Source organism: Ralstonia sp. 22086 (genome assembly GCF_052045975.1).
In the GTDB taxonomy this organism is placed as follows: domain Bacteria; phylum Pseudomonadota; class Gammaproteobacteria; order Burkholderiales; family Burkholderiaceae; genus Ralstonia; species Ralstonia wenshanensis.
This window is the reverse complement of sequence record NZ_JBQEPZ010000001.1, coordinates 1,316,863-1,338,199: the sequence shown is the minus strand read 5'-3', so window position 1 is coordinate 1,338,199 and position 21,337 is coordinate 1,316,863. Positions and strand designations below refer to the sequence as shown.

The 21,337-nt window shown below is 65.9% G+C and carries 16 protein-coding genes; 6 read left to right on the top strand and 10 right to left on the bottom strand.

The window, feature by feature from the left end; all coding sequences use genetic code 11:
• Nucleotides 1–64: 64 nt before the first annotated feature.
• The 4 genes from mobB to ku all read right to left on the bottom strand — a co-directional run bounded on the left by mobB (nt 65) and on the right by ku (nt 5,801).
• Nucleotides 65–592, bottom strand: coding sequence for a molybdopterin-guanine dinucleotide biosynthesis protein B (gene mobB, locus ACTJK6_RS06270; protein ID WP_440838552.1), 528 nt, complete (start codon nt 590–592; stop codon nt 65–67).
• Nucleotides 589–2,127 (bottom strand): D-alanyl-D-alanine carboxypeptidase/D-alanyl-D-alanine endopeptidase, encoded by a 1,539-nt coding sequence (gene dacB / locus ACTJK6_RS06265; RefSeq protein ID WP_343618054.1) that lies wholly within the window; start codon nt 2,125–2,127, stop codon nt 589–591. Before dacB ends, mobB begins: the two co-directional genes overlap by 4 nt.
• A gap of 137 nt (nt 2,128–2,264) precedes the next feature.
• Nucleotides 2,265–4,868, bottom strand: coding sequence for a DNA ligase D (ligD, locus tag ACTJK6_RS06260; RefSeq protein ID WP_440838551.1), 2,604 nt, complete (start codon nt 4,866–4,868; stop codon nt 2,265–2,267).
• An 18-nt stretch (nt 4,869–4,886) separates the two neighbouring features.
• Nucleotides 4,887–5,801 carry a non-homologous end joining protein Ku gene (gene ku, locus ACTJK6_RS06255; RefSeq protein WP_440838550.1) on the bottom strand — a complete coding sequence of 305 codons (915 nt, stop codon included), beginning with the start codon at nt 5,799–5,801 and terminating at the stop codon, nt 4,887–4,889.
• A gap of 156 nt (nt 5,802–5,957) precedes the next feature.
• On the opposite strand from ku, the gene ACTJK6_RS06250 reads away from it, so the two are divergent.
• The 3 genes from ACTJK6_RS06250 (at nt 5,958) to ACTJK6_RS06240 (ending at nt 8,572) form a co-directional block, all read left to right on the top strand.
• Entirely contained in the window at nt 5,958–7,142 is a 1,185-nt protein-coding gene (locus ACTJK6_RS06250) for an MFS transporter (protein WP_414561386.1), read from the top strand.
• A gap of 205 nt (nt 7,143–7,347) precedes the next feature.
• On the top strand, nt 7,348–7,737 hold the full coding sequence (locus tag ACTJK6_RS06245; RefSeq protein WP_232042074.1) for a hypothetical protein: 390 nt from the start codon (nt 7,348–7,350) through the stop codon (nt 7,735–7,737).
• Between the two features lie 19 nt (nt 7,738–7,756).
• Entirely contained in the window at nt 7,757–8,572 is an 816-nt protein-coding gene (locus tag ACTJK6_RS06240; RefSeq protein ID WP_232042075.1) for a hypothetical protein, read from the top strand.
• Here ACTJK6_RS06240 and ACTJK6_RS06235 read toward each other — a convergent pair.
• Together ACTJK6_RS06235 and ACTJK6_RS06230 are read right to left on the bottom strand one after the other, a co-directional pair.
• Entirely contained in the window at nt 8,562–9,350 is a 789-nt protein-coding gene (locus ACTJK6_RS06235) for a DUF1045 domain-containing protein (protein WP_440838549.1), read from the bottom strand. The two genes, ACTJK6_RS06240 and ACTJK6_RS06235, sit on opposite strands and share 11 nt — an antisense overlap.
• 8 nt (nt 9,351–9,358) lie before the next feature.
• Complete coding sequence (locus ACTJK6_RS06230) at nt 9,359–10,534, bottom strand: alpha-D-ribose 1-methylphosphonate 5-triphosphate diphosphatase (RefSeq protein ID WP_440816146.1); 1,176 nt, start codon at nt 10,532–10,534, stop codon at nt 9,359–9,361.
• Nucleotides 10,535–10,703: 169 nt separating this feature from the next.
• On the opposite strand from ACTJK6_RS06230, the gene ACTJK6_RS06225 reads away from it, so the two are divergent.
• Together ACTJK6_RS06225 and ACTJK6_RS06220 are read left to right on the top strand one after the other, a co-directional pair.
• Nucleotides 10,704–13,427, top strand: coding sequence for a sensor domain-containing protein (locus ACTJK6_RS06225; RefSeq protein ID WP_316868394.1), 2,724 nt, complete (start codon nt 10,704–10,706; stop codon nt 13,425–13,427).
• A gap of 150 nt (nt 13,428–13,577) precedes the next feature.
• Entirely contained in the window at nt 13,578–14,990 is a 1,413-nt protein-coding gene (locus ACTJK6_RS06220) for a methyl-accepting chemotaxis protein (protein ID WP_440838548.1), read from the top strand.
• 546 nt (nt 14,991–15,536) lie between these two features.
• Here ACTJK6_RS06220 and ACTJK6_RS06215 read toward each other — a convergent pair.
• From ACTJK6_RS06215 to ACTJK6_RS06200, 4 genes are all read right to left on the bottom strand, one after another.
• On the bottom strand, nt 15,537–16,859 hold the full coding sequence (locus ACTJK6_RS06215; RefSeq protein WP_440838547.1) for an MFS transporter: 1,323 nt from the start codon (nt 16,857–16,859) through the stop codon (nt 15,537–15,539).
• Nucleotides 16,860–17,028: 169 nt separating this feature from the next.
• Nucleotides 17,029–18,387, bottom strand: coding sequence for an amidase (locus ACTJK6_RS06210; protein ID WP_440838546.1), 1,359 nt, complete (start codon nt 18,385–18,387; stop codon nt 17,029–17,031).
• Nucleotides 18,388–18,414: 27 nt separating this feature from the next.
• Complete coding sequence (locus tag ACTJK6_RS06205; RefSeq protein ID WP_440838545.1) at nt 18,415–19,092, bottom strand: DUF2848 domain-containing protein; 678 nt, start codon at nt 19,090–19,092, stop codon at nt 18,415–18,417.
• A 45-nt stretch (nt 19,093–19,137) separates the two neighbouring features.
• On the bottom strand, nt 19,138–19,860 hold the full coding sequence (locus tag ACTJK6_RS06200) for a GntR family transcriptional regulator (RefSeq protein WP_147216420.1): 723 nt from the start codon (nt 19,858–19,860) through the stop codon (nt 19,138–19,140).
• Between the two features lie 176 nt (nt 19,861–20,036).
• On the opposite strand from ACTJK6_RS06200, the gene ACTJK6_RS06195 reads away from it, so the two are divergent.
• Nucleotides 20,037–21,302 (top strand): flavin-dependent oxidoreductase, encoded by a 1,266-nt coding sequence (locus ACTJK6_RS06195; protein WP_440816161.1) that lies wholly within the window; start codon nt 20,037–20,039, stop codon nt 21,300–21,302.
• The last annotated feature ends 35 nt before the right edge of the window (nt 21,303–21,337 follow it).

Here is a 21,337-nt window from a genome sequence, read left to right as displayed (position 1 = left end):
GGCTGGCGAAAAACTGAACCGCCCCATCATAGCCAAGCTGCCGTGCCCGGATGTTAAGAGTGCTTCATATGGGTGCATTGGCCAATTGCTGTACGGCAAACCGGTACACCGCATCGACATCGTTCAGATCCAGCACGACTACGCCTTCAGGCGGTTGCACGGCGTCAGGCGAATCGGTGGCCACCGCCACCACGCCGCCAATCTCTGGCCACAGTGGCGCGCGGCCCAGTGAAGGGCGAAACACTTCGATTTTCGGGAAGGTGCTGCGCTTATAGCCTTCTACGATGACGAGGTCGGTGGCAGGCGAGAGCAGCGCCAGCACGTCGTCAAGTTCGGGTTCCACGGCGTTGGCGTATTCGCGCATCAGCACGAGGCGTTCACCGCCCACAAGCACGACTTCGGCGCTGCCGGCTTCGCGCATACGGTACGAATCCTTGCCCGGCGAATCGAGATCGAAGCCGTGATGCGTGTGCTTGATGGCCGCCACGCGCCGCCCGTCGCGCACGAAACGGACGATGAGCTGCTCGACGAGCGTGGTCTTGCCGCTGCCCGACGTGCCGGTGATGCCCAGGAGTGCCTTGCGTGAACTCATCGCGGCGCGCCCTGGTAAATCCATTGCAGCAGTGCGTCGTGGGCGGCCTGGCCGCCGCTGGCGTTCGGGTGGTTGATCATGCTGACCACCACGAAGCGCTCGCCGTTTTCACCTTCCACGTAACCCGCGATGGCGCGCACGTCGTTGAGCGTGCCAGTCTTGATCTCGGCATTGCCCGCTACCCCGGCCCGTGTCAGGCGGTTGCGCATGGTGCCGTCCACGCCGACAACGGGCAGCGCATCGCGCAGCACGCCGCCGTTCGGGTTGGCATCAGCCTGCTGCAGCAGGCGCCCCATGTTGCGTGCGCTGATGCGCTCGATGCGCGACAGGCCCGAGCCGTTCTCCAGCACCAGTTCCGGCATCGTCAGGTTCTGTTTTGCAAGCCACTGGTTGATGACCTCGGTCGACTGCCGAACCGATGCGGGCTTGCGGCCGATTTCCGCGCCAATCGTCAGGAACAGCTGGCGCGCCATCACGTTGTTCGAATACTTGTCGATGTCGTGCACGACTTCCGACAACGGCGGGCCGTAGTGCGTGGCCAGCAGAACAGCCTGACGTGGCACCTTGCCTTCGCGCAGGCCCGGCGTGAAGCGCGTCGTGCCGCCGGCTTGCTGCCACAGCGCCAGGAAGCCGCCCCAGATGAAGTCGGCATGCGTGAGGGCGGCGATATTGAAGACGCGTTCGCCGCACGCGGCGGCATAGTGGCCGTCGAAGCTGGCAAGCACATGGCCGTCGGTTTGCGTGGAGATGTTCGCGCCGGAGGTCGTCTTCCAGTCGCCGCAGCCGCCGCGCGTGGTGCGCAACTGGTTGTCGATCTGCAACTGCGCCAGCGGCGGCGATACATCGATGTTGACCGCGCCGTTACCGGCATCCGGCGACAGCGTGAACGTCAGCGTCTTGAACGAATACAGCAGCGCGTCGGGCGCAACGTTGTAGGCGCGCGCGCTGTCACCGTCCAGCGGCGGCGCATCCGACAGGCCGCCCTCGAAGTAGGTGCGATCGAGCACGATGTTGCCGGCCAGTTCGTCCACCCCGGCGCGGCGCACGTCGGTCACCAGCTTGACGAGTTCTTCGGGAATCAGCTTCGGATCGCCCTGGCCGCGCAGGTACAGGTTGCCGTTGAGCGTGCCGTTGACCGGCGGGTTGTCGGCATAGGCCCTGGTCTTCCAGCGAAAATCCGGGCCGAGCAGGTCCAGCCCTGCGAAGGTGGTCAGCAGCTTCATGGTCGACGCCGGGTTCATTCCGGTGTCGGCATTCCACTGCAGGATGGGCGTGGCGCTGCCGGTGCGGATCACGAACACGCTCACCGCATCCAGCGGGATGTGTGCGCGTGCAAAGGCCAGCGCCACGTTGGCAGGCAATCCGGCGGGGTTGTGCGCGGCTTGGCGAGCTTGTGCCGCGGTGGCGCGCGGCGCCGCGTGGGCCTTGGCCTTCTTGGCGTGGGCCAGCGGCGAGGCCGCAATGGTCAAGAGCAACGCGCAGGCAAGCGCACTGCGCGACAGATTCAGCAAACGGGTCGGACGAATTCGGGCCATCGGCGGGGGGCAGAGTAGGGCGCACAGGTGCGCCAAGTGCAGACGCAGGCATGTTAACGCAGCAACCCCGCACCTCGGCCGACAAGCAACGGGCCGTTCACCGCCTAATTCTTTCAGGAACGCCGATGTGTGGCGAGTCAGTCATTGGCGCCGATGCGCTTGCGCATATCGGCCGTGACCGATTGGCGCGTGCCGGCGTAGTCGGCCCACGGATCACCCTTGAGCTTGGCCAGCCGCTCCGGCAGCGTGCGCAGCGTCCACTGGGCAGACGCCTGCAGCCCCTCCAGTTCGTCATGGCGGATCGGCACCGACACCGGCAGCCCAGTCCGCGCGCGCACCGAATACGCCGCCACCGTGCTTGCGCCGCGGTTGTTGCGCAGATAGTCGATGAAGATTTTTCCCACACGGTTCTGCGGGCCCATCTTGGCGACAAAGCGGTCATGGAAAGTTGCGGCCATGTGCTGCACCACGGCTTGCGCGAAGGCTTTGAGCGTGTCCCAGCCGGCCGCCTCGCGGCGCGTGAGCGGCACCACCACGTGCATGCCGTTCCCGCCGCTGGTTTTCAGGAACGCCTTCAGGCCGAGTTCATCGAGCAGCGCGAGCGTAAGCTGCGTGGCCTCGATCACCCGTGCGAAGGGTAACGCCGGGTCCGGGTCGATATCGAAGACGATGCGGTCGGGCTGCTCGATGCGGTCGGCCAGCGCATTCCACGTGTGGAATTCCACCGTGCCCATCTGCACTGCGCCGACCAGGGCTTCCGCCGAGTTGATCGCCAGCAGCGACGGATGCCCCGGATCAAGCGACGGGTCCAGCTGCGTGATGCCCTGCAGCTTGAGCGCGGCGGAATGCTTCTGGAAGAAGCGCTCGCCGTCGATGCCATCGGGCGCGCGCACCAGCGACGTCGGCCGGTTGTGCAGATGCGGCAGCATCCATTCGGCCACGCTCGCGTAATAGCGCGCAAGATCCGCCTTGGTGGTGCCGCTGGCTTTCTCGATCACGCGATCGGGGTGCGTGACATCCACACCGGCGATGCGTTCGGCGCCAGGGCGTACCTTGCGTTCGGGGGCATGCACGGCGCGGGTCTCCTTGCGGGCGGTGGCGCTGGGCGGCTTGGCTTGTTCACGCACGATGTTGCGCGCGGGTTTGTCGTCGCGCAAACCTTGAAACACCGCCTGCCGCACGATGCCTTCGCGCGTCCATTCGGCAAAGGCGATTTCGGCCACGCGCTCCGGCTTGACCCATTGCACGTCGCGCGCGTCGCTGCCGGTGGGTGGGTTGGCAAAGGGCGGCGTGTCGATGGTCTGCCCTGTCAGGTCGTGATGCAAAGCGTGCAGGCTCGTCTCGTTGAAGCCGGTGCCAACGCGCCCCGCATAGCGCAGCTTGCCCGCGTCGTCATACACCCCGAGCAGCAGCGCACCGAAGCCGCTGCGACTGCCCTTGGGCGCGCTGTAGCCGCCGATCACGAACTCCTGCCGCTGCCCGCATTTGAGCTTGATCCATGCCGGGCTGCGGCCGGCGCGGTACGGCGCATTCGCGCGCTTGCCGATCACGCCTTCGAGCGACATGCTGCACGCGGAAGACAGCAAATCTTCGGGTGCCGCGTTGAACGTGCCTGAGAACAGCACCGCATCGCGGTCCAAGTCACCCGGCGCGGCATCGAGAATGCGTTGCAGCAGCGCCCGCCGCTCGCGCAACGGCACACCGCGCAAATCCATGCCGTTGCAGAACGGGATGTCGAACAGGTAGTAGGCAATGTGTTCGGCATGCGCGGTTTCAAAGGCGTTCTGCAGCGCCTGGAAGTCGGGCACGCCGCGTTCGCCCATCACCACGACTTCGCCGTCGAGCCACGCCTCACGCAGGCCCAGGGCATGCAGCGTGCGCGCCTGGCGCGGCAGCTTGGCCGTCCAGTCGCGGCCGTTGCGGCTGAACAGGCGCACGGTGTTGCCGTCGATGCGCGCAAGGATGCGGTAGCCGTCGAATTTCACTTCGTAGTCCCACTCGCCGTGGGTTGGCGGCCCATCGACCAGCGTGGCGAGTTGGGGCTCCAACGTTCTGGGCAACGCGCTCGGCACGGCACCCACGGGCGGCTGGACTTGCGCCGGTTCTGAACGCTCAGTCTTGGCGCCATTGGCTTTGGCCTTTCCTTTGGCCCGGGGCTTTGCGCCGACGGTTTCCCCGGTGATCACGCTGGCGGGCAGTGCCTGCGTCACGTCGTAGTCTCTGGATGCGCGAACCTGATCGTCGCGTTCCTTGATCAGCAGCCACTGTTCTTTCGGATGCTTCCCCGTGCCGCGCAAATGCGTGCGCACCAGCGCCCATGCGCCGTGCAGCTTCTCGCCGTCGAGATCGAATTTGAGCTTGCCGTCGCGGTACGCCTTGCGCGGATCGCCATGCGGGCGCCAAGTGCCGCGGTCCCACACGATCACGTCGCCACCGCCGTATTGGCCTTCGGGGATGTGGCCTTCGAAATCCGCGTAGTCCAACGGGTGGTCTTCAACATGCACGGCGAGACGCTTGTCGGCGGGGTCCAGGCTCGGGCCCTTGGGGACGGCCCAACTCTTGAGCGTACCGTCGAGTTCGAGCCGGAAGTCGTAATGCAAACGCGTGGCGTCGTGCTTCTGGATCACGAAGTGCAGGGCGCCGTTTTCACGCTGCTCGTCGGCTTTGCGGCGTGCACCCGCGGGTTCTTGTGTCTGCGTGAAATCGCGCTTGCGGCGGTAGTCGGCGAGATGGCGTGGCATGGCGTCGGCTCCGTCTTGTTATGCGCGCTTGCGCGTGGCTGTCTTGCGTGCCGTCTTGGCGGCCGTCTTGCGTGGTGCCCGCTTGCGCGGGGCGGGTTCGTCGTCCGCCTCGTCGTTTGACGCTCCTTTGCCCTTGCCGCGCTTGGCAAGGCTCTGCCGCAGCAGGTCGGTCAGGTCGATCACGTTGCCGGTGCGCGGTGCAGCTTGCTCGGCTTCCATGGGCTCGACGGATTCCGTGCGGCCTTCACGCACCTTGCGATCGACCAGCGCAAGGATGTCGTCGCGGAAGGTGTCGTGGTATTCGGCAGGGTCCCAGGTGCCGCTCATGTCGTCGATCAGCTTTTCAGCCATGTCGATTTCCTTGGCCGTGAGCTTGGCGGCCTTCGCGCCTTCTTCCGGCACGTCGAGTTCGGACCAGTCGCGCACCTCGTTGGACCAGCGCAGCGTATGCAGCACGAGCACCGGCCCCATCGGGATCAGCGCGGCCAGATGCTGCTTCGTGTGCAGCACGACGTTGGCGACACCGATCTTCTGCGAGCGTGTGAGCGCCTCGCGCAGCAGTGCGTAGACCTTTTCGCCGCGCCGGTCGGGCGCCAGAAAGTAGGGCGTATCGAGATAGAGAAACGGAATCTCCGCCGCATCCACGAAGGTCAGCAAATCGACCGTTTGCGTCGAGACCGGGTTGGCGGCGCGGATGTCCTCGTCGGTGAGGATGACGTAGCGGTCTTTCTCGTAGGCGTAGCCACGCACGATCTGCTCGCGCGGCACCTCTTTGCCGGTGGTCTTGTTGATGCGCTTGTAGCCGACGCGGTCCATGGTGCGGCGGTCGAGCCAGTCGAAGTCGAGGTCGTCGCTGCGGGTGGCCGGATACAGCGCAACGGGAATGTGGACGAGGCCGAAGCTGACGGCGCCCTTCCAGATCACGCGGGGCATGGCGGGTCTCCCGATGCGGTGGATTCGACCGTGGTGACGCAAACGGCATACCTGCCTGCCGCGGGGCCGCGTCATACGCTCATCAGCCGGGCGCGGTAGCATGACGCCTTTGCGGCGCGACACATTTGCGCCGTGCGTTTTTCTCAGCGGTCCTTCATGCCTTCCGAATACGTCCAATCTGCCGGCGCGTTGCGGCCTCGCCGGCTTCCCCTGTCGGCTCGCGCGGCGACGATGGCCCTCTTTTTCGCCAACGGTGCAACGTTTGCGACGTGGGGCGTTCACATTCCGACGGTGAAGGCGCGTTTCGGGTTGTCCGAGGCATCGCTGTCGCTGGCGATGTTCATGGTGGCCGCCGGTGCCATCGTCGCGATGAAGTTTGCGGGCAAGTGGGCGGCGCGCGTCGGCACGCGGCGCGCGAGTGTGCAGGGCGGCGTGGCATTTGGTGTGATGACCGGGCTGCTCATGCTGATGCCGAGCTACCCCGCGCTGTTGGCCGTGCTGCTGCTGTTCGGCATCACCAACGCTGGTTTCGACGTGGCCATCAATGCGCAGGCCGCCACAGTGGAGGCCAATCATCACAAGCCGATCATCTCGTCGCTGCACGGTATGTTCAGCCTCGGCGGCATGGTGGGTGCGGCGGTGGGCGGCGTGCTGCTGGAACTGGGCGTGCCGCCGGCCGTGCACTGCGGCGGCATGGCGCTCGTCACCATGGCGGCTGCCTTGTGTGCCGGACCGTTCATGCTGCCCGACCACATGCATGCCGAAGGCGAACCCGCGCATCCGACCACGGGCCGCACGCTGTTCCTGCTCGGCGTGCTGGCCTTCCTGGGGCTGGTGGGCGAAGGCGCGATGTACGACTGGACGACCGTGTACATGCGCGAGATCGCTCAATCTCCGGAAGCTGTTGCCAGCGCGGGGTACGCTGCATTTTCGGGCGGGATGGCGCTCGCGCGTTTCGGTGGCGATTTCGCACGCGGGCGCTGGGGCAATATGCGCGTGCTTGGCGGCAGTGGCGTGCTGGCAACGGGCGGAATCCTGCTTGCTCTGCTGTGGCCCGCGCCGATTGCTGTCCTGACAGGTTTTGGGCTGATGGGCGTGGGCGCCGCCAACATGGTGCCGATCTTCTTCATCACCGCGTCGCGCCTGCCGGGTGTGCCGGCAGCCGAAGGCATTGCTGCCGTGGCGCGCTTTGCCTACGTGGGCTTGCTGATCGGCCCGGTCATCATCGGGCTGATTGCGCATCGCTCCGACCTGCGCTGGGGGCTGTCGGTGGTGGCGCTCACCATGGCGTTGATTGCGGTGATGGGCCCGAGTGCGATCCGCCAGCCGGAACGTCACTGATTCACCTGCGGTTCAGCACGCAATTGCCCAAAAAATATGCAGTTTCTGTGCGTTGACTTTCCTGTGCGCTTGCCATAGCTTACGACGAGGAGAGGGGGTTTCCCGGCGCCGTCGCCAACATGCCAGTGCGCATGACACCGGGATGCGTTCAAAACGAGGCTGCGCTTTCAGCCAGCCCAAACGACCCATAGGAAAGGAGCTTCAGATGCCGTACAAACGTCTTACCCTCGTGGCAGCGGTCGCTGCCGTAGCAGCCATCGGCACCGTAGCCCACGCGCAGACTGACCAGAAGAAGTTCGACCCGTATACCCAAGGCGCAAAGGTCGGCGACAAGTTCGATCCGTACCAGCAGGGTGCGAAGGCCGGCGACAAGTTCGACCCGTATTCGCAAGGCGCCAACAAGAACGACAGCACGGCCAGCGCTCTGAACCCTGGCGCCCAGCCGGCCAATGTCGAAAAGGGCAAGTACGACACGTACACCCAGGGCGCCAAGGCCGGTGAGAAGTTCGATCCGTATAGCCAGGGCGCGAAGGCCGGCGGCAAGTTTGACCCGTACAGCGAGGGCGCCAACAAGAAGGACGCGCCCAAGCAGTAAGCCCGTGCCGATCGGGTTCATGAAGACGCTGATGCATCGCCCGATGCATCGGCGTTTTTCTTTATGGAGCGCCGCCGTAGCCGTGGCCGCGATTGCACTGGCGTTGCCTGCGCAGGCAGCAGGGCTATGCTCCGCGCCTTGGGTGCACGACGGCAGCCGCGTGCGCCTGGACGGCAACGGCAAGACGCCGATGATCGTGGAGTTCACCCTGCACGACGTCAATCGCGACATGCAGGACGGCTGCGAAATCGGCCTGCACATCTACGCCAAATCGGGCTTGGTGGCGCTGGGTGGTCGGCCCATCGAGACGGTGCAGGAGCACCAGCTGTTGGTGGACGAGGCTGGCGTGGTCACGCGCATCGTCAGCATCAACGGCCGGGTGTTTGCGCAAAGCGAACATGCCGATCTGGTTGGCACCGTGAGCACGGCCATTTCCGGCATGTTCCTGTACGGTGCCGGCCTGGCGCCCGAAGCGCAGATGCTGCCGGGCGATACGTACGAATCCAGCTTCGATTTCGATGTGGTGTCGCCTCGGCTGGGGATCTCCGTCGGGCGCATGCAAGCCGAGCATGCCAAGGTGGAGGTGTCGGAGCGAGAGGTGGGGCCGCCGCAGCCGATGGACACTGTGGTCGGCCAGTTGCAGTGCCGGCCGATCCGCTACACGCGCACGGCGCGCCTCGGTGTGCTGCGGTTGGGCAATGAAACGCTCGAGCCCGACCCCACCGTTGCCCACATCACCGATTGGTACTGCCCTGAAGCGGCCGTGGTGATGCGCCAGGAGGTTGAGCAGCACGGCCAGACGCAGGTGATCGACGTGGTCGAACTCAAGCGCTGAGCGCGCTCTGCGCAGCGTCGAAGTCTTCGACGCTCCCATCAAAGCGGTACACACGTGCCACGTTGAACGGCGCGTCGGGCGCCGCCTGCGAAAACAACGCGATGTGGTCGATGGGCATGGCGGCCGGCAGCACCACGCGCGATGCTTCCAATGCGCGGTAGCACGCGAGCTGCTCGGCATGGTCGAGCCGCCCGGTCAGCGTGATGTGGAACGTGAACGTCCCAAACACATACGGATAGCCCCAGCGCTCTAGATGGCGCTCCTGCGCATCCGACAGGCCTGCACGACGGCGCCGCGCGAGTTCAGCAGGCGGGGGCGGTGCGCGGAAGGCATCGAACTCGGCGACGCACGCATCGGCGAACGCGTGGAGCGTGTCGCGCGCAGGGTCGCCATGACGCAGCCGCCAAGCGAGAAAGCCGCGCAGCGTCTGCAAGGCCGGCTCGATTGTGAAGGCGTGCTGCTGCTGCGCGAAGCGGCGCAGCGCAGCGTCCAGTTCGACGACCGTGCGATTGCCTGCCAGGCGGAAAGGCGGTTTGAACGTGGCGTGCAGGCCGTACTGGCGCGGCGCTTCGGTCCAGCGGTCGAGCGTGGCGAGATCGATACCGGCCTCGCTGACAAACGCCTCGCGCTGATCTGCGGGGATGGCGGTGTTGGAGCGCACACAGCGGCCCAGCCAGCGCGTGCCCAGGCCGTACCAAGGCTCGGGCGGCAGCAGGTAGAGCGCGTACCGCCAGGCTTCCAGTATCACTGACGGTAAAGGTGCCAGCGCTTGCTCCATGGCGCTGCTCAGCCGATCAGCGGCAACTGCCCGGCGGCATGGCGCAGTCGTCCGCCCACCACGGCCGCCACCACGCGCGGCAGCCCCGGGCGGCGGTCATCGACCACGATGGCATCGGCTCGCAGCCCTGTTGCGAGCGTGCCGCGATCCCTCAGTCCTGCGGCTTCGGCCGGGTTGGCCGCCACCAGCGCCCAGGCCTCTGCCAGCGGCACCACGCCGCGCTCGGCCAGCTTGAACGGGGCGGCCAGCAGTGCGGGGTAGTAATAGTCGGAGGCCAGCACGGTGCCCAGGCCCGCGGCCACCATGGCGGTCGCATCGGGTGCGCCGTGATGGCTGCCCCCGCGCACGACGTTGGGCGCCCCGAAGACGATATGTCCACCATGCGCGCGCGCCGCCTGCGCAACATCGGCGGTCAACGGAAATTCGGTGACGGTGCAGCCGTGCGCGTGAAACGTGTTGCGCGTGGCAATGTCGGGTTCGTCGTGCGATGCCATGCAGATGCCGCGTTGCTGCGCTGCCCGCGCGAGCGTGCCGGTCACCTCGGCGAGCCGTGGGGCGTTGACTGCGGCGGCATTCAGACGGGCGAGGAACGTGTTGATGTCGCACTCGGCCCGATCGGCGTATTGTGCGAGCTTGCGCGCGTCGCCCAGCTTGTCGCGCATCCCGGGCAGGTGATCGTTGAACGACAGGAAGTGCACGCGGCCGGCGTCCATCCAGGCGAGCGCATCGGCAACCCCGTCTGCGTGGTGCAATTCGAAGCGCAGGTGCATCAGGTGCTGGGCCCCCAGATGCGGGCGCATGGCGTCTAGGGTGTCCAGCATGCGCAGCGCGTAGGGGCGGCCGCGCAAGCCGCCTTCCCAGGAATAGGTCACGCCGTGGAATTCGGTGGTGATGCCGCAGGCCAGCAATTGGCCGTCAACGTCGGCCAGGGCGGTTTCGTAGGGAAAGGCCACGCCGGGGCGCGGCATGACCGCGCGTTCGAAGGCATCGCCGTGCAGGTCGACGATGCCGGGCAGGACGAGCAGGTCGCCGCAGTCGATCATGCCGCGCGTCGGGTTGGCGTCACAGGCGGCAATCTGCCCATCGCGAAATTGCACGGCAGCTTCCGCCAGCCCTGCGGGTAGCAAGGTACGTCGCGAAATCAAGCCGGCCACGTGGCCGACGGAAGACGAAAACGATTGCATAAGGCCGAGGTGCGAAAAGTGCGCAGAGACGTCGTGCGGGCATTGTGCCGCAACTGGCGTGCCGCTTATCCGCACATCCGCCATTTGCCCCACCCTGAAGAGGGGAGGGCCAGCCAAACGCCTTAACTTTCCCGACACATTGGTCGATATCTTGAAAAACAACCCAGATATGGACGCCACCTCTGCTGAGCGGCCTGACCGTCCCGAACCGGATGTGATCGATCAGGACAGCCCCAGGCCCTTACCGCTCGCTGATGACCGTTACGAGGCGCTCGTCCGGCAAATGCCGGATGCGCTGTACATCGTGGCGGACGACATTATCGTTTTCGTCAACGAGGCGGGCGTTCGGCTGTTTGGCGCGCAAACGGCGCGCGACATCGTCGGCCACGAGCTGGACGAGTTCGTCCACGACAATTCGACGCACCTCGCACGCCAGCGCCGGGAGTGGATGGTCACACACGGCGCAGGTTTGCCGCCCGTCGAGCAGACCTTGCTGCGCTGCGATGGCACGCCCGTGGAAGTCGAGGTGCTTTCGGCGCCGGTGCAGCTCGGCTGGCGCACCGCCATCCAGGTGGTGGCGCGCGACATCACGCAGCGCAAGCAGGCCGAACAGGCTCTGCGCGAATCCGAAGCCAATTACCGGGCACTGGCCGCCGAAACCGCACGCGCGAAGGAGTTGCTGCGCTGCGAAAAGACCGTGCTGGAACTCAGCTCGCGCAACGTGCCGCTCCCTGACCTGCTGGCCGAAGTCTGCCGGCTGGTGGAGGTACTGCTTGATGACGGCGCGATGTGTTCCGTCCTGCTCAGCGGTGACGGCGAGCACATCACGCAGGCCGTGGCCCCATCGCTGCCTTTCATCCTCTCGCAGTTGCTGGTTGGGATCGCGCTCGGCCCTTCAGTTGGTTCGTGCGGGACGGCCATGTTCCTGAACAAGACCGTGGTGGTGGAAGACATCGACGCCGACCCGCTCTGGGATGGCTACCGCGACATCGTTGCGCCGCTGGGCCTGCGCGCATGCTGGTCGACGCCCATTCGCGGCGACAACGCGCAGATGATCGGCGCGATGGGCATCTACTACGACACCCCGCGTGCGCCCACGCGCGACGCCATGGGGCTGCTCGACGGCATTACCGACATCATCGGCGTGGCCGTGCAGAAGGCGCATATCGCCCGCGATCTGCAAGAGAGCGAAGAACGCTACCGGCTGGCCGTCGACAACCTCACCGAAGGCATCGTCGTGCAGGCAGCCGACGGCACCATCCTCGCGTGCAACCCAAGCGCACGCCGGATTCTTCGGGCGGGCAACGTGTCGCCCGTCGGCACCAGCCATCTGACGCTGATGCGCCGTTCGTTGCGCGAAGACGGCAGCGAGATCCCGCTCAATGAACGCCCAACGCGCGTGGTGTTGGCCACCGGCAGGCCGCTGCTCGGCTTGACCGTCGGCCTGGAGCTGGTGGATGGCGACATTGTGTGGGTGCACGAAAACGTGCTGCCCATCGTGCGTCCCGGCGACGACGCCCCGTCGGCCGTGCTCATCTCGTTCAACGATATTGGCCCCGCGCGTGCGGCCCAGCAGCAGCTCACGTTCCTCGCGCAGCGTGATGCGCTCACCGGCTTGTACAACCGCGCTTATTTCTCGCAGCGCATGCAGGCCGTGATGGAGCAGGCGGCCAGTCAGCCCAACGAGGCACGCCAGGTCGCTGTGCTGTTCCTGGATCTGGATGGCTTCAAGAAGGTGAATGACACGGCTGGCCACGAAGCCGGTGACCACCTGCTGCGCATCGTCGCGCAACGCCTGTCGGCCTGCGTGCGCCAGAGCGATACGCTGGCGCGCCTGGGCGGCGATGAATTCGTCGTGCTGCTGGATAACGTGCGCTCGTTGGGCGAGGCGGAGCGTCTGGCCAAGCGCATCGTCCATTCCATCGCGCAGCCGTTTTCGACGAGCGGCACGGAGTATTACCTGGGCGCATCCATCGGCATTGCGGTGTACCCGGAACACGGCAACGATGCCGCCACGCTGCTGCGCTGTGCGGATGCCGCCATGTACAACGCCAAGCAGAACGGCCGTAACCAGCATCGCGTGTACACCGCGCGCTTGTCGCAGCGTGCGCAGCGCCGCTTCCAGCTGGAATACCACCTGCGCCGCGCGCTGACAGCGGGCGAGCTGTCGCTGCGCTTCCAGCCCATCGTCGATGCCACGTCGATGGACATCGTCGGCGCTGAAGTGCTGCTGCGCTGGCACAGCACGGAACTGGGCGAGGTGTCGCCCGCCGAGTTCATCCCCGTGGCGGAAGACGCCGGCCTCATCGGCGACATCGGCGAATGGGTGCTGGCGCAGGCGTGCCGCCAAGCCGCGCATTGGCGCGCCACCTGCATGCCCGAATTCTTTGTCGCCGTGAATTTGTCGCCGCGCCAGTTTGGCGAGGGGCTGGTGCCGACCATCTCGCGCTGCCTGACCGAGGCCGGCTTGCCCGCCAGCGCGCTGGAAATGGAGATCACCGAAGGCTTGCTCATGCGCGACACCGCCGCCGTGATGCCGATGCTCGACGCGCTCACGGCGCTGGGCATTCGCATCTCGATCGATGATTTCGGCACGGGGTATTCGTCGCTGTCGTATCTGCAGCGCTTCCCGATCGACAACCTGAAAGTGGATCGCTCGTTCGTCTCGGGCATTCCGCGCCACCGCGATTCGGTGGTGATCTCGCGCGCCGTGGTCGCGATGGCTGCGTCGCTGGACATGACCGTCACGGCGGAAGGTGTCGAGACGCTGGAGCAGGCCGAGTTCCTGCAAGCCGCCGGGTGCGACAAGTTGCAAGGCTTCCTGTTCGGCCCCCCCATGACGGCCGCCGCCTACGAGGCCCGGCTGCGCCGCGATCGCTCGGCACAGGCTTAGTGCTGCGCAAGGCGCATGTAATGCCCGCGTAAGCCGGTGCGGGTAGCGTCGCTCAAGCGCGCACCGCTCGCGCCGATACTCCCCGTAGAGGGTTTGCTTCGCCATCAGCGCGAGCGCACAAACAACAACGACATCTGGAGACAACCGCACGTGAAGCCATTCGTCTGGGGCCGCGGCCCGAAAGCCTCTCCCGACCTTGTAGCCCGCATTGCCGAAGAGGCCGGCCGCGTCGGCATGGGCATCTGCGAGGTCTCCGGCAACGTGGAAGACGTGGCCGTGCGGCTGCGCCGGCAGGCCGACGTGTTCGACCAGTTGCGCAACGCAGCCGATGTCACCATGCGCGGCAACCACGACATCGCCGTGGCCGCGCGGCATGCGCGCGAAGTCGCATCGCATGCCAGCGAAGAGGTGAGCGGCTCACGCGCAACGGTCGATGCATCGCTGCGCGACATTCGCGAGCTGGCCGTTGGCGTGGCGAGCATGGAGCAGCAGATTGCTGCACTGCGCGAAGCGCTGGTCCAGGTGGCGCAGGCGGCCGAGCAGATTTCGCAGATTGCCAAGCAGACCAATCTGCTGGCGATCAACGCGGCCATTGAAGCTGCACGCGCCGGCGAATCGGGCCGCAGCTTTGCCGTGGTGGCGGGCGCGGTGAAGCAGCTCGCGGGCCAGACCGCCGAAGCGACGCAGCGTATCGAAACCACCTTGGCGGATTTGTCCGGCCAGACCGACAAGCTGATCGGCGACAGCAGCGCCAACGTGGCGCGCGCCCAGCGCGTGGATGCCGGCACGCAGGCGATTGGCGCGGTGATCGGCGTGGCGGGCGAAGCCATCGCGCGCTTCGACGTCGAGGCGACGAGCATTGCCGAATCCACCGCCGCCATTGAAGGCGAATGCGCGTCGCTCGCGCGTGAGGTGGATGCCATGGCCGAGGGCGTGAAGCAATCGAGCCACAACATCGACAACGCGCAGCGGCAGCTGTCTGGGTTGCTAGGCGCGTCGGAAACGTTGATCCGGCTGACGGCTTCAACCGGGGTGCAGAGTGCCGATACGCCGTTCATCGAAGCGGTGCAAGCGGCGGCCGGCAAGATCAGCGCGCTGTTTGAATCGGCGCTGGCGCGGGGTGATATCACCGAGGGCGATCTGTTCGACCGCACCTATGCGCCGGTCCCGAATACCGACCCGCCGCAGCACATGACGCGGTTTACGGCGTTCACCGATCGCGTGCTGCCGGCGGTGCAGGAGCCTTTGCTCCAGCTGGATCCGCGCGTGGTGTTTTGTGCGGCGGTCGATACCAATGGCTATCTGCCGACGCACAACCTGAAGTTCTCGCAGCCGCAGGGTAGCGACCCGGCCTGGAACGCTGCCAACAGCCGTAACCGCCGGCTGTTTACCGATCGCACGGGGCTGGGGGCGGCGCGCAATACCGAGGCGTTCCTGTTGCAGACATATCGTCGCGATATGGGGAACGGGACGTTCGCGATGATGAAGGATGTGTCGGCGCCGATTTACGTCAAGGGCCGGCACTGGGGTGGCGTGCGGATAGGTTACAAGGTGGCCGGTTAAGGTCCGTAACGCCGTCGGTGGGGTTCCGAACTTCTCTGATGGGGTTCGGAACCGCATTCGTGAGGTTCAGAACTGCATGTGTTGGGTTCGGATCTTGGGGCCTTGGCGTTTGGAACGCCATGAATGGGGTTGGGGACCGCTTTGGGCGAGTTCGGAACCTCATCGGTGAGGTTCGGGACTGCGTTGATGGGGTTCGGAACGTCGAGGGGTGGGGTTTGGGACCTCGCTGGTGGGGTTTGGAACCTTGCTGGCGGGGTTTTTGGTGTTGATGGTGCATCCCTTGTTTCGTCCCCTGCCGGGGCCGACTTACTTTCTTTGTCTTGCCAAAGAAAGGTAAGCAAAGAAAGGCGCGCCCGAGATGGCGACTTCCCCTTGAATTTATGTCGCAGGGAGGGGAAGGAGCCAAACTCGCTGCGCTCAGACAGGGCTCCTTCCTTTTTCCTCCCTGCAACAGAAATTCAAGGCGCCATCTAGGGCAGGAACGTCAACGGCCAAACCATCGTAGTGCGTGCGGTTGCGCCACGATGGTTTGTTTGCTGTTGGGGCTTAGTGTTTGCGGGTGCCCAGGATGACCAGGACGGCGGCGCCCAGCTCCAGTGCGGCTACGAAGTAGAGGCCGGCGGAGAGGTGGCCGGTGCTCGTCTTCAACCAGCCGATCATGTACGGCGCGACGAAGCCTGCAAGGTTGCCGATGGAGTTGATGAGGGCGATGCCGCCTGCGGCTGCGGTGCCTGCCAGGAACACGGCCGGGATGGACCAGAACACCGGGAACGCGGCGAGGATGCCGATGGCGGCGAGGGTGAGCGAGATCAGCGCAAGCGCCGGCGAGCCGAGCATTGCGCCTGTTGCGACCAGGCCGGCGGCTGCGATGACGGCTGCAATGGCGCAGTGCATGCGGCGCTCGCCGGTGCGGTCGGAATGCGCGCCGTTCCAGACCATCGCAATCGTGCCGGCGATGAACGGAATGGCCGAGATCAACCCGATGTGGAAATTGCCCTGCACGCCCAGCTCTTTGATGATCGACGGCGTCCAGAAGGCGATGGTGGCGTTGCCGCTCACCACGCAGAAGTAGATGGCCGCGCAGATCCACACGCGGGCGTTGGCCAGTGCGGCGCCAAACGAGGCGTGCTTGGCGGGGTCGCGGTTCTCCACTTCAACGGCGCGCACGACGGCGTCTTGCTCGGCGGCAGAGAGCCACTTGGCCTGACGCGGCGTTTCGGGCAACCACGCCAGCACGGCAAAGCCGGCCAGCACGGACGGAATGCCCTCCAGCAGGAACAGCCATTGCCAGTTGGCGAGGTGGCCCACGCCTTCCATGCGGCTCATGATGAAGCCGGCGACCGGGCCGCCGACCACCCCGGCAATCGCAAACGACGTCATGAACAGGCCGTTGATGCGCGCGCGGTGTGCGGAGGGAAACCAGTACGTCAGATACAGCACCACGCCCGGGAAGAAGCCCGCTTCAAAGATGCCCAGCAGAAAGCGCATCACGTAGAACGAGGTCGGCGTCTTCACGTAGATCATCGCCATCGAGGCCAGGCCCCACAGGATGGTGATGCGCGCGAGCGTCTTGCGTGCGCCGATCTTTTCGAGCAGCAGGTTGCTCGGCACTTCAAACAGGAAGTAGCCGATGAAGAAGATGCCGGCGCCCAGGCCGTATACCGCTTCGCTGAACTGCAGATCCTGCAGCATCGACAGCTTGGCGAAGCCGACATTGACGCGGTCGATCCACGCGAGGATGAACAGCACCACCAGGAACGGCACCAGCCGGTACGCAATGCGGCGGTAAGTCACATCCAGCTCGGTGCTGGGGAATGGGCGGCTGGCCGGGTCCGTCGGGGTGGCCGGCATGGCTTGGGTTTGCGACATGGTTTCCTCCAATAGCGTGTGAGGGCGCCGGCGTCCCGTGTGCTGCTGTGCTTTACGAAACGCAGGCATGAGTTGGGCCCGGCGCGTCTGCTGCGCGCCTTTTTTTGGCTTGGCTTGGGGAACCGCCCGCGTGGCCCGGACGCAGGCGGCGAATGTTCTGGCTAGTCGATCAACGCAGGGCAGCCTCCACCGCCCGGCCGACGCGCAGGATGCGCGCGTCGTCGTTGGCGAGACCGCAGAGCGACAGGCCGACCGGCAGTTCACCGGCAGCGTGTACCGGCAGCGTCAGCGCGCAGCCGTCCAGGAAATTGATCACACTCGGATTGCGCAGCGCGAGGGCGTTGACGCGGAAGAACGCTGCGTCGTCAGCCTCAAGCGGTGCGACTTCGGGTGGCACGATGGCCACCGTCGGCATCAGCCATGCATCGAAGTTGCCCAGGCGCTTGCGTGCGGCGGCAATCATGCGCACGCGTGCGTTGATCACGTCGATATAGGCGGCCGCGCTCATCTGTTCACCACGGCGGATGCGCGTGGCGACGCGCGGGTCGTACTGCGCTTCGGCACGCGCGAGCAGCGAGCGATGCCATGCCCAGGACTCCGCCGCCGAGAAGCCGCCGCCGCTGTTGATTTCTGGCAGTAGCAGCAGCTCGGGAAACTCGAAACGCACGATGTGTGCACCGGCACGTTCGAGCCGTTCAACGGCGCGGTTGAACGCGACGGCGACCGTGTTGTCGAGGTCTGCGCCTACAAAGTCCTGCGTGATGCCAAAACGCAATCCGGCCAGCGGCACTGCGGTGGTATCGCATGCGTCGTTGCCGGACTCGCCGCTCAACACGGCATCGACAATGGCACAGCAATCGACCGAGTTGGCGAGCGGGCCGCCGGAATCGAGCGACGTGGACAGTGGCACCGCGCCCGTCATCGGCACACGGCGCGCGGTGGGCTTGAAGCCCGTCAGATTGCAGAACGCAGACGGAATGCGGATCGAGCCGCCGGTGTCGGTGCCCAGTGCCGCCACGGCCATGCCGCCCGCAACGGTGACGGCACCGCCCGAGGTGGAACCGCCCGCCGCGCGCGCGCCGTCTGCCGGTGTGCGCGGCGTGCCGTAGTGCGGGTTCAGGCCCAGACCCGAGAACGCAAATTCGCTCATGTTGGTGCGGCCGAGCAGCACGGCTCCGGCTGCACGCAGGCGTGCCACGGCAGCCGCATCGGCAGTGGCGCGCGGCTGGTCGGCCAGGGCGCGCGAGCCGGCTGCAGTCACCTGGCCGGCCACGTCAAACAGATCCTTGATCGACACCGGCAACCCCGCCAGCAGCGAAGGCACGTTGCCTGCCGCACGCGCGGCATCGGCGGCGCGCGCCATGGCCAGCGCGGCTTGCACGTCGATGCTCACGTAGGCGGCGCCGCCGGCGGCGCGGTGCGATTCGGCACGTTCCAGCGCGGCTTCGGTCAATGCGACGCTGGTGGTGCGGCCGGCAGCCAGGTCAGCGGCTAGCGAGCGGATCATGTTCGGACGGGGCGTCATCATGCAGTGGTCTCCGTTGGGTGGGGCGCGTCAGCCTTCAACAGGCAGCGTGTCGACAGCATAGCGATGGCGCAGCTCGGTGCCCGACACGGGGTCGATCAGGGCCATGTCGAAGGCCTCGCCAAAACCGAGTTCGCCGATGATGGGTTGCGTGCCGCAGAACATGGCGGTGCATACCGGCAGCGTGTCGTTGCCGGTGTAGCGGCGGATGAGGTCGCGCGGGTCGAGCATGCGCGTGACGCCGCCTTCCTGGTACAGCGCGGTCTGGCCGTCGCGGGTGCGCCAGGTCTTCATCTGCAGGCTGTCCCAATGGTCGGCCAGCGCTTCGAAGCGCCACACGTCGCGGCTGACGGGCTTGGCGCACATCTGCTTGGAGACCGTCACACCATAGGCTTCGACCTTGCGGTCGGTGTGGTCCGAGCCAATGCCGACCAGCAGGCCCATCGGCGTGGAATACAGCACGAACTCGGCTTCGCCGGACGAATCGGCGCCGGGAATTTCCACGGTGGCATCGGTGGTCAGCAGCGAGGCCGACACGCGGTAGAAGCACGGCACGCGCGCCGGACGCGCCACGCCGATCGCTTCAAGCTCAGCAATGTGGTGTTCAACGGCCTGCGCATCGCGGCCGGTCCAGCCGGCAATGACAAGGTGGTCCACGGTCACGTCGATGGGGCCGTGGCCAATCAGGTTCAGGTGCAGCGTGGTCATGCGGAATCCGGAAGAGACGGGGAAAGCGAACGGGGGAAGTCGGGATCAGAGCGTGCGGATGATCGTGCGGCGGAACTCGTCGATGTGCTCGCGAATGGCTTCGCGCGCCGCGGGCACGTCGCGGCGCTCCAGCGCGTCGAGCACGGCGAGGTGCTCGTCGTAGACGTTCTGCAGGTGTTGCGGCTCTGACAGCGAGAGGAACCAGAAGCGCGCCTGCTTCTCGTGCAGGCCACGCAGCAGTTCGGCCAGCACGCGGTTGCGCGAGGCAGCGGAAATGGCGAGGTGGAACTTGAGGTCCAGCGCGGCCAGCGCGGCAATGTCGCGGTGCTCGATCAGTGCGGGCGATGCATCGACGATGGCGCGCATGGCTTCGAAATCGGCCGGATGGGCGCGCTCGGCGGCCAGCGTCACGCACAGGATCTCGTTGGTGGCGCGCACCTCGATCATGTCGAGCACGTCGTTGAGCGACAGCGGCGTCACCAGCACGCCCTTGCGCGGCAGGATCTGCACCAGCCCCTCCACCTCCAGCCGATGCAGCGCCTGGTGGATGGGCGTGCGGCCCAATCCCAGAATCGTGCCGAGCTGCGCTTCGTTGAGCGGCTCGCCGGGGCGGAATTCGCACGCCATGATGCGGCGCTTGATCTCGTTGTAGGCGAGTTCACGCATGGCGGCGCCCTTGGGCGCGTGCGCCGCAGGTTCAACGGCAAACGGTGCAGACGCGGGCGACGGTGTGGAAGCACCCGAAACCAGCTTGATGGGACGCGACATTGGGGCGGCCTCGAATCTCGTAAAAGTCGAGTGATGGTATTGTGATATCTCACAGAGCGTCAAGCGGTCAACGCGCCGCATTCAGCCGCCTTCGTCTAGGTATTTGCCCTGATATGTCGCCCGCAGGATGCCGTTGCGATTCGTTATAGACTGCAACAAATTTCAGGGAGACAGCCATGAAGATCGCCATCATCGGGGCGGGCATCGGCGGCCTGACGCTCGCGTTGATGGCCGAGCGCCAAGGTTTCGAAGTCGAAGTGTGGGAGGCCGTGCAGACGCTGCGGCCGCTGGGTGTGGGCATCAACCTGCTGCCGCACGCCGCGCGCCAGTTGTGCGAACTGGGGCTGGAAGACACGCTGAGCGCGCTGGCGATTCGTACCTCCGCGCTGGCCTATTACAACCGGTTCGGCCAGCCGATCTGGCACGAGCCGCGCGGGCTGGCCGCCGGGTACGACTGGCCGCAGTTCTCCATTCACCGTGGCGAATTCCAGATGGCCCTGGCCGACGCTGTGGTTGAGCGGCTCGGTGCGGATTGCATCCGCCTGGGTCACAGCTTCGAGGCAGTCCAATCGACGGGCGAGAAGGGCGGCCCCGTGCGATTTACGCTGCGTGATCGCACCAACGACACCGTTGTCGAATCCTCGGCCGATGTGCTGGTCGGCGCCGATGGCATCCACTCGGCTGTGCGCCGGCACTTCTACCCGACGGGCGATGCGCCGCGCTTTGCGGGCCGCATGCTGTGGCGCGCCGTCACCGAGGCCGAGCCGTATCTCGATGGCCGGACCATGTTCATGGCGGGCCACCAGGACCAGAAGTTCGTCGCCTATCCGATTTCAGAACCGCTACGCCAGCAGGGTCGCTCGCGCATCAACTGGATTGCCGAGCTGCGCGTGCCCGACGAGGCGCCGCCGCGCAGCGACTGGAACCGCGAGGTCGACCGCGCGATCTTCCGCAGCGCCTTCGCCGATTGGAAATGGAGCTGGATCGACATTCCGGCTTTGATCGACGGCGCACAGGCTGTGTACGAATTCCCGCTCGTCGACAAAGACCCGCTGCCGCGCTGGACCTTCGGCCGCGTCACGCTGCTGGGCGATGCGGCGCATCCGATGTATCCGATCGGCTCGAACGGCAGCGCGCAGGCCATTCTCGATGCGCGCGCGCTGGTCGATTGCCTGCTCGCCTCGCGCGACACCGGCGTTGCCCTGCGCGAGTACGAGGCAGATCGCCTGCCGCGCACGGCCGGCATCGTGCTGCGCAATCGCCTCAACGGGCCGGAGCAGGTCATGCAGCTCGCACATGAACGCGCGCCCCGAGGCTTTGCGCGCATCGATGACGTGATCCCGCGCCCGGAACTGGAAGGGATTGCGATGCGCTACAAAAAGCTGGCCGGATTCGATCCGCAGTCGCTGCGCGATCAACCCCCCATGCCCGGCCGCGCCTGAAACAGCCGTACGTTCACACGCCAAAAACCAAAAGA